Origin of the sequence: Devosia sp., from assembly GCF_030689745.1 — a bacterium.
GTDB classification, from domain to species: Bacteria; Pseudomonadota; Alphaproteobacteria; order Rhizobiales; family Devosiaceae; genus Devosia; species Devosia alba.
Genome location: NZ_JAUYGL010000168.1, coordinates 1 through 8,224, shown reverse-complemented (window position 1 = coordinate 8,224; position 8,224 = coordinate 1). Strand labels below are relative to the sequence as shown.

The window sequence follows — 8,224 nt, the reverse complement described above, 5'->3', positions numbered from 1 at the left end:
CAAACAAAAAACGCCGCCCCGAGGGACGGCGTTTCAGGCAACAGACAAACCAAAGGCCACCGTGTTTTCAACATCACGGCGGCCTTCGGAATAGTCTGAAAGACTAGAGCAGGGTCAGGTTCGTAGCCGACACCTTGCCGTCACGGCCGGTCTCGAGCTCGTAGGTCACCTTGTCGTTTTCATACAGGCCCTGCAGGCCCGAACGCTGAACAGCGGAAACGTGAACGAAGGCATCCTTGCCGCCGTCTTCAGGCGAAATAAAGCCGAAGCCCTTGGTTGCGTTGAAGAACTTGACGGTACCAGTAATGGTGGACATAAATTTGTATCCTGATAGTAGGCTCGTGTCGCATGCGGACGAGCAGTTATCCGGTGGCAGCATGCCAGCGGGGAAAGCACGTTCGCACGAGAGAGAGGGTAGCCACGACCGGCGAACCGGGATCAGGGCAGCCGACTTAGGCTGAAAACGTATCGCTTTATCACAGGTAAATGTGGTCTTGGCAAGGCAATATCGCCGGACCCGCCACGCACCCCGCCGGCCATCGCGCTGATCGCCACGCTCACGCCCACCATCGCAGCCGCCATCTGGCCGGTTAATGCAGGGCGGTCAGCTCGCGGAACGAGGCGACCACCTCGTCATGTCGATAGGGCTTGGCATGAAACACGCTGCCATCGGGCAGATCGGTAATCTCCACCATGCGATGGCCCGAGGTCACCACGATCTTGACCGGCGGCCAGCGGTCGCGCACCGCCGCCGACAGCTTCAGCCCGTCCATCGAACCGGGCATGTCGATATCGGTAAACAGGATCGCCACATCCGGATTGGTTTCCAGGATCCGGATCGCCGCGTCGGCATTGGCTGCCTCGATCACGGTAAAACCCTCGTCCTCGATCTGGCTGATCACGTCGAGGCGCACCAGCGCCTCGTCCTCGACCACAAGCACCACTGTGTTGGCTTTCATCACGGCGTCACTTCCATTTTGGCGGGTACTTGCTCGTCCCCGTCACACTGCAACTGCTGGCACGCCACAACGATCCCTCACGTTTTCATCATCGTGGAACTTATTGTCAATCGTGATCGCCCCCCACGCCGCCATCGCCGGGGAAAAGCCGCCCGGTTCCAGCCCGCCGGCGCGAAAATATCCTGCCCGGCTGTCGAATCCGCGCCGCCTCCCTCGTCTAGTCAGCAGACCGCGACATCACAATCGGTCCCACCGCCAAGCTGGAGAAAGCCGCTATGAAATTCATGTGTACCGTCGTCGTCGACACCGACATTGCCGCCCGCCAGTCCGAGGCCGCTTGGGCCCGCATCGGCCAATTGTCCAAAGCCTATGACCAGGCGCTGGTCGAGCGCGGCGTGTTCATTGCCGCCGAGGCCTTGGTCAGCGCCGATTCCGCCCGCACCGTGCGGGTCCGCAACGGCGACGCCATCATCACCGATGGCCCCTTCGCCGAATCCAAGGAGGTGCTGGCCGGTTTCATTCTGGTCGACGTTGCCGACGCCGATGCGGCCATGGAGATCGCCCGCAACATCCCCATGGCCGCGCTCGGCGCCGTCGAGGTGCGCCCGGTCATGCTGTTCTGACCATGCCGACCCGGACGCTGCCCCGGCGCCCCCCGCCTGATTGATTCAGGTCACACATCGATTACCCCGCCTGTGCTAGCCTTGGCGTCCGCGCCCTGTTGGCGCCGCCCAGGAGCCGCATCGATGTCCCGCCTGACAACCCTGCTGCAGCGCCATTACGACGCCGGCCTGCTGACCATTGCCCTGCTCGGGCTGGGCATTGGCACCGCGCTGTATTTCGCCAGCGGCGCCGGCCCGGCCGATCTGGCCTGGACCTGGGGCACCATCCCGGTGCTGGCCGGCCTGCTCTGGCAGATCGTGCGCTCCCTGCAGCGCGGCGATGTCGGGCTCGATATCGTGGCGGCCCTGTCCATGTCGGCGGCCCTGGCCTTTGGCGAGCCGCTGGCCGGCAATGTGGTGGCGCTGATGTATTCGGGCGGCCAGCTGCTGGAAACCTTTGCCGCCGGTCGCGCCCGCCAGGAAATGACCGCCCTGCTCGGCCGCGTCGCCCATTCGGCCATGCGCTACACCGACAGCACGCTTGAGGAAGTGCCCATCGCCGACATCATGCCCGGCGATCGCCTGCTGATCCGGCACGGCGAGGTGCTGCCCGTTGATGGCCATGTCGCCGGCAGCAAGGCCGAGCTCGACATGTCGGCGCTGACCGGCGAATCCATCCCGGTGCAGCTGGCCCCCGGCGCCGAAGCGCTCAGTGGCTCCACCCTGATGGGGGCGCCCTTTGATCTGCTGGTCAGCCGCCCGGCCGCCGAGAGTACCTATGCCGGCATTGTCCGCCTGGTCGAGGCGGCGCAGGACAGCAAGGCGCCGATGACCCGGCTGGCCGACCGCTATGCCATCTGGTTTCTCGTCCTCACCGTCGCCATGGCCGGCGCCGCCTGGGCCCTCACCATGGACCCGCTGCGCGCCCTCGCCGTCCTGGTGGTCGCCACCCCCTGCCCGCTCATCCTGGCCGTGCCCGTCGCCATCATTTCGGGCATGTCGCGCACCGCCCGCATCGGTGTGCTGGTCAAGCATGGCGGCATGCTCGAAGCCCTGGCCAAGGTAGAGACCGCCGTGCTCGACAAGACCGGCACCCTGACCGGCGGTCACCCTGAAGTCACCGATATCCGCGCCATTGCCGGCGTCACCGCCGATCAGGTGCTGCGCACCGCCGCCAGCCTCGATCAGGCCTCCAGCCATGTGGTGGCCGCCGCGCTGGTGCAGGCCGCCAGTGCGGCCGGGCTGCGTCTCGCCACGCCCGGTGATGTGCTCGAAACCGCCGGCGAAGGCCTCATCGGCCAGGTCGACAACCGCCCCACCCTGGTCGGCGGCCACGGCTTCGTCACCGACCAGTTGAGTGAGGGCAGCTTTGCCGATCTGGCCACCGGCCTGCCGATTGACGCCATGACCGTGGCCGTGGCGGTCGACGGGCGTCCCTATGGCCTGATCGTGCTGCAGGATCGCGTCCGCGCCGATGCCGGCCAGTCGCTCGCCGCATTGCGGGCGGCGGGCGTCAACCGCATCGTGCTGGCCTCCGGCGATCGCGGCGACATTGCCGAGGCGATCGGCGCCGAGCTGGGCGTCGACGCCGCCTTTGGCGATCTGCGCCCCGAGGACAAGCTGGCCCTGCTGCACCGCGAAGCCCTGCCCGAGAGGCTGGTGATGATGGTGGGCGATGGCGTCAACGACGCCCCCGCGCTGGCTGCCGCCGATGTCGGCGTCGCCATGGGCGCCCGCGGCGCCGCCGCCTCCTCCGAGGCCGCCGGCGTCGTGCTGCTGGTCGATGCCCTGGCGCCGCTGGCCAAAGCCATCACCATCGCCAGACGCACCCGCCGCATCGCGCTCGAAAGCGTCATCGTCGGCCTCGGCCTCTCGTTCGCCGCCATGATCGCCGCCGCCTTCGGCTACCTCCCCCCGGTCCAGGGCGCCCTGCTGCAGGAAGTCATCGACGTCATCGTCATCCTCAACGCCCTGCGCGCCCTGCGCTGACGCCCAGCAACCGCCCCCACAGCGGGAGCAGCCATCAACTGACCAACCCCCAACCGCGCCCCACCCCCGATCCCGTCCCTCCCCCTTCAGGGGGAGGCCAGGTGGGGGTCTCTCAATCGCCGTCCGCGCCAGATCGAACACCCCATTGACGCCATCGCGTGCTGGAACTGCTTGAGCCCCCATCGGTGATATTGTCGATGCGGGCGCCCTATTCGGCGTCGAGCCACCGCTCGAAATCGGTCATGTGCGCCTCGTCTGCGAGTACGATGCGGTAGTCTTTCACCGTCTTCCTCCCGGCCCATGCGATAACGTCGTGCCAACACTCTCAAACTCCTAGCTTGCCACGAATTTGCTCCCACTCCTGGGTAAGACGAGGGTTGTGCTGGTCGAACACCTTCTGGGACAGAAGCATCGCTGCGGTAGACTTGGTGGACTCGTAGAACGAGAAAAGGTCGAGAGCCTCACATTGCGGCACTGCTTTCGTGAAGGCTGGGCGCGCCACGAACAGGCGGTTGAAGTTGTTGAACGCCTGCTCGCTTCTGAATCGAAGCCATTCCAGGCGCAGCCATCGCGCAACGATCTCGCCCCCGAACAGCGCTTGAGCGGCGACGGCCAAGAATGCCAAGTCCGACGAGCGGTTCAGAACGGCCACGAGATAGACCACGAGATAGCCGAAGGTCTTTGCCCTTTCCGCCGGCAGCATCAGCCGTGTTATCGCGTTGGTGAAGAAGGCACTTTCCATCACCGACGCGGCAAGACGCTTAATGGGATTTGTCTGATCGTTGTTGTAGTAGCCCACCGTCTCCTCATGCGTAAGTGCAACGCCAAAGCTGTTGGAGAGTAGCTGCTGGCGCCGTTTGTCCTCAGCCCTGGGGAACAGATAGAGCTTCAGGACCTGTCCCTGCACGAAGAACAGGATGACGCATACGATCAATGCGATCTGCACCACATCGGCAGCCATCGGGTACGACGCCTTATCGACGAACAGGGCGACGATGGACAGGATCGATATCAGCCAGAACAGTACGTGGCCCGACTTCTCGGCTCTTTGCAGCGGCCTGTAATAGTTCTCGGCGACGGTATCGACCTTCGCCATGGGCATTCTCCTCGATCCTACTTGATGACGACGTAGAAGGGCTCGCTATATCCGACAAGACGATCGTCGAGTCTTCGAATGATGAAGGCTTCCGCCATGTGCACCCCTCGATACTCCAGCGTCTCCCAGCGCCGGTTGCTGTCCGTGGGTCTCTCGAAACCACCTCGACCTTTTTTCAGCGCCATTGCGACCGCACCTGTGTTCGTGATGCGCCATCGTACGTAGCAATCCGCCGGCACAAGCTGGAATTTGTTCACCCTGACGTCGAACCACAGACCACCGCGTGGCGGAAGTGCCTCGCCGTGCTGGACGGGGGACCCCCTCCCGGACTTGGACATCGAGTACTCGGCCGACACTTGGACGCTCCTGGAAACGTGCTCAGCCAGCGTCCATGGTGGAGGGTGCTTGTGAGGCGGGTTCTTGAACCAATCTGGAAGTATCGTCACGCCGAAGTCGATGACATTGTCGACGAGGCTGTCGAGATGGGCCGCCGTCTCCAGAAGCAGGGCGTTCGTTCGCTGCATCGCGCTGGCTTCGAATTTCTGCACGTTCTCGCCCTTAGCGAATTCGTCGCCGAAGACACGCCGCCACTTCTCTATACTGTCGGCACGACTGGTGGCTGCGACTGCTTCATCTATCCACTTCCGATACTTGTTCACGAAGTTCCGGAAGTTCGCGTACTGGGTGTCGTTCCAAAGGTCCGCGAAGTCCTGAGCCGCGAGGGCAGGGTTTGGGACTTCGGGCTTGTCGGGGCGGGCTTGGAGCCAATCATCGAGACGACCCATGACCGTCTGGAGCGCACTTGGCGTATCAGCGAAGGCGACCGAATCCTTGTCCCACCATTCTATGTGGTTCCCGATGAGCGTGGTGAGAAGGACGGACTGGCAGCTGAAGCGCTTCTTGATGTCTCGAATGTACTTGATCAACCTCGTCGCCTTGCGGAACGAGTTGTTGCCCGAGTAGCCGTTCTTCTTGCGCATCCAGTGCGTGTACTCGACCGGCTGAGAGTCTTCAAACTCGTCCTTTCCCTTGTTGCAGACTTCGAGCGCGCCCTGGTGCTCTCGGTCCATCACCAGCGGCGCGATGTCGATCTTGCAGTCGTCTGCGTAGGTGATGGTGACGCAGTAATCGTAGACCACCGTCTTGTCGCCATAGCGGTTGCTGTCGAGGAAGGCACGTCCGAGCTCCTTTACGTACTGGGCCGCGCTCCAGCCATCGACGGGGTGCACCTTGACCAGAAGGTCGGCGTCGAACTCCCCAAGGTCCACCGGCTTTATGATGGTGTCGTGCGCCCAGGAGCCCTGCTCGATGAACGTGGAAATACTCGGCTCCCAGTCGGAGTCGCGAATGAAGTTCTTGATCGTGGTGACTCGCTCCTCCAGCCGATCAAGTCGGCTTTGATTGAGGTTAACGGTGTCCGAAAGGAATTCCCTGAAGTCGCCGGAAAGTTTCATTAAGGTCGCCCCCAATATTAGTTTAAGTACAAATATGCTGCGCTACAATGGACGCATCACAAGTTGCTGGGGATGAACTGGGGGTGTTGAAATCGTCATATTGGCAACGGCACCACTTGGCCGGGACTAAGGACGCGAACTCGGCAGCCTTCGGAGTTAAGCCGGGTTAGCGTCCATTTGTTAGGCAATTCGTCTGAAGCGGAAGGACAGCTTTCCATCCCAAAGCCGAACGGCAACATTCAGGCAGTAGGCACCGCGGCCTGAACGACTGGGTTGGGCCGCATTTTTGGCCGACAGTTCCCGACTTGCGGTCACTCAGAGGCACTATGGAAGTTCTTGAAAGCACCGGCCAGCGCGACGGCCAGACCCGCTACTTCATCCCCCGCTGACCAACCCCCACCCCCTCCCCCGCGGGTAAGGGCAACCCCGTGCCTGCCCCCAAATCCTGCCCCACCCACCGCGCGGTCCCTCCCCCTTGAGGGGGAGGCCAGGTGGGGGTTCCCTGCCCGCAGCCCTGCCTATCCCCCGCCGTCATCGCGCCGCCCCGTTTGCCCGGCAATTGAACTTGGCATGACTGCATAGGCACCCCCTCACTGCTGCCACGCCCTGTCAGCAGCCCGGTTCCATCGCCGCGCGATTGCGACTAGGTTTGGCTCCTCATTGCATCCGCGCGCGCTGCTCCCCATCTGAGTCGCACCCCCGACCCCTGGTGTTTGTTCATGGCCGACAAATCTGCCCGCCCCGGCAAAGCTGATTTTTCCATCGACGACTTTCTCGGCGAGATCGAGAAGGCCGAGGATATCGCCGCGTCCAGGCCGCTCTATGCCGAGCGCATGCGCAACAAGCGCGCGCTCGACCGCGCCGACCAGAAACAGGCGGCCGAGGCCGAGCAGGTGCTCGAGGATGCCCGCAAGGCGCTCGAAACCGCCGCGAAGAAGAAGACCGCGCTGGAGAAGCGCCGCACCACCAAGTCCTCCAACGACACCGCCACCGGCATGTCGGCCAAGACCTCAAAGACCAAAATAAACTCGGTCGACCGCGTCGATTTCTCCGGCATGGGCGAAAGCCCGCAGGCCGGCTTCGGCCACGTCCCCTCCACCGGCCCCTCGAGCAGCGCCGATACCGAGGGCAAGCTGCAATCGGCCATGGCCAGCGCCCGCTCGAAGTCCGGCTCCTCCAAAACGGTGGAAGGCGCCGCCGTCGGCGTCACCGCCACGGTCAAGGCGCTCGAACAGATCATCCTGCATGGCCGCAAGGAGGTGGAGGGCTCCTCCCCCTGGATGCCACATCAGGGCAAGAGCAATATCACGCGCAGCGACGGCAAGCCGTTCCGCATGGTGACGCCCTATGAGCCGGCCGGCGACCAGCCCACCGCCATCGCCGAGCTGGTGGAAGGCGTCAACAATGGCGAAACCGACCAGGTGCTGCTCGGCGTTACCGGCTCGGGCAAGACCTTCACCGCCGCCAAGGTGATCGCCGCCACCAATCGCCCGGCGCTGATCCTGGCCCCCAACAAGACCCTGGCCGCCCAGCTCTATGGCGAGTTCAAGAGCTTCTTCCCCGACAATGCGGTGGAGTATTTCGTCTCCTATTACGACTACTACCAGCCCGAGGCCTATGTCCCGCGGACCGACACCTATATCGAGAAGGAATCCACCATCAACGAGCAGATCGACCGCATGCGCCACTCGGCGACGCGGGCGATCCTCGAGCGCAACGACGTCATCATCGTCGCCTCGGTCTCCTGCATCTACGGCATCGGCTCGGTGGAAGATTACACCGCCATGACCATTGACGTGCAGAAGGGCCAGAAGATCGACCAGCGCGAGCTGCTCGCCAAGCTGGTGGCCCTGCAATACAAGCGCGGCGACACCGGCTTCGTGCGCGGCACCTTCCGGGTGCGCGGCGATACGGTGGAAATCTTCCCGGCCCACTATGAAGCCGCCGCCTGGCGCGTCACCCTGTTCGGCAACGAGATCGAGTCCATCACCGAGTTCGATCCGCTGACCGGCAAGAAAAGCGCCGACCTCACCTTCATCCGCGTCTTCGCCAACAGCCACCACGTGACGCCGCGCACCACCATGAACCAGGCCATCAAGGCCATCCGCGCCGAGCTCAATGCCC

At 63.5% G+C, this 8,224-nt stretch carries 7 protein-coding genes; 3 read left to right on the top strand and 4 right to left on the bottom strand.

Features of this window, described 5'->3' with window-relative positions; all coding sequences use genetic code 11:
* Window positions 1-103: 103 nt before the first annotated feature.
* Entirely contained in the window at window positions 104-316 is a 213-nt protein-coding gene (locus Q8O80_RS14720) for a cold-shock protein (RefSeq protein ID WP_137152574.1), read from the bottom strand.
* A gap of 274 nt (window positions 317-590) precedes the next feature.
* Window positions 591-959, bottom strand: a complete 369-nt coding sequence (locus tag Q8O80_RS14715) for a response regulator (RefSeq protein ID WP_305580542.1) — start codon at window positions 957-959, stop codon at window positions 591-593.
* A gap of 275 nt (window positions 960-1,234) precedes the next feature.
* On the opposite strand from Q8O80_RS14715, the gene Q8O80_RS14710 reads away from it, so the two are divergent.
* Together Q8O80_RS14710 and Q8O80_RS14705 are read left to right on the top strand one after the other, a co-directional pair.
* Window positions 1,235-1,582 (top strand): YciI family protein, encoded by a 348-nt coding sequence (locus Q8O80_RS14710; RefSeq protein ID WP_305580540.1) that lies wholly within the window; start codon window positions 1,235-1,237, stop codon window positions 1,580-1,582.
* Between the two features lie 123 nt (window positions 1,583-1,705).
* Window positions 1,706-3,550, top strand: a complete 1,845-nt coding sequence (locus Q8O80_RS14705) for a heavy metal translocating P-type ATPase (protein WP_305580538.1) — start codon at window positions 1,706-1,708, stop codon at window positions 3,548-3,550.
* Window positions 3,551-3,875: 325 nt separating this feature from the next.
* Here the strand turns inward: Q8O80_RS14705 and Q8O80_RS14700 are convergent, their stop codons facing one another.
* Entirely contained in the window at window positions 3,876-4,646 is a 771-nt protein-coding gene (locus Q8O80_RS14700) for a hypothetical protein (protein ID WP_305580536.1), read from the bottom strand.
* A 17-nt stretch (window positions 4,647-4,663) separates the two neighbouring features.
* Window positions 4,664-6,100, bottom strand: a complete 1,437-nt coding sequence (locus Q8O80_RS14695) for a cyclic GMP-AMP synthase DncV-like nucleotidyltransferase (protein ID WP_305580534.1) — start codon at window positions 6,098-6,100, stop codon at window positions 4,664-4,666.
* 719 nt (window positions 6,101-6,819) lie between these two features.
* Here Q8O80_RS14695 and Q8O80_RS14690 point away from each other — a divergent pair.
* On the top strand, window positions 6,820-8,224 hold a 1,405-nt coding region (locus Q8O80_RS14690; protein WP_305580532.1), incomplete at its 3' end, for a DEAD/DEAH box helicase family protein.

Excerpts from the sequence above, each read along its gene's own strand:
- Q8O80_RS14720 (WP_137152574.1), bottom strand. The coding sequence starts at position 316 with ATGTCCACCATTACTGGTACCGTCAAGTTCTTCAACGCAACCAAGGGC.
- Q8O80_RS14715 (WP_305580542.1), bottom strand. The coding sequence starts at position 959 with ATGAAAGCCAACACAGTGGTGCTTGTGGTCGAGGACGAGGCGCTGGTG.
- Q8O80_RS14710 (WP_305580540.1), top strand. The coding sequence starts at position 1,235 with ATGAAATTCATGTGTACCGTCGTCGTCGACACCGACATTGCCGCCCGC.
- Q8O80_RS14705 (WP_305580538.1), top strand. The coding sequence starts at position 1,706 with ATGTCCCGCCTGACAACCCTGCTGCAGCGCCATTACGACGCCGGCCTG.
- Q8O80_RS14700 (WP_305580536.1), bottom strand. The coding sequence starts at position 4,646 with ATGGCGAAGGTCGATACCGTCGCCGAGAACTATTACAGGCCGCTGCAA.
- Q8O80_RS14695 (WP_305580534.1), bottom strand. The coding sequence starts at position 6,100 with ATGAAACTTTCCGGCGACTTCAGGGAATTCCTTTCGGACACCGTTAAC.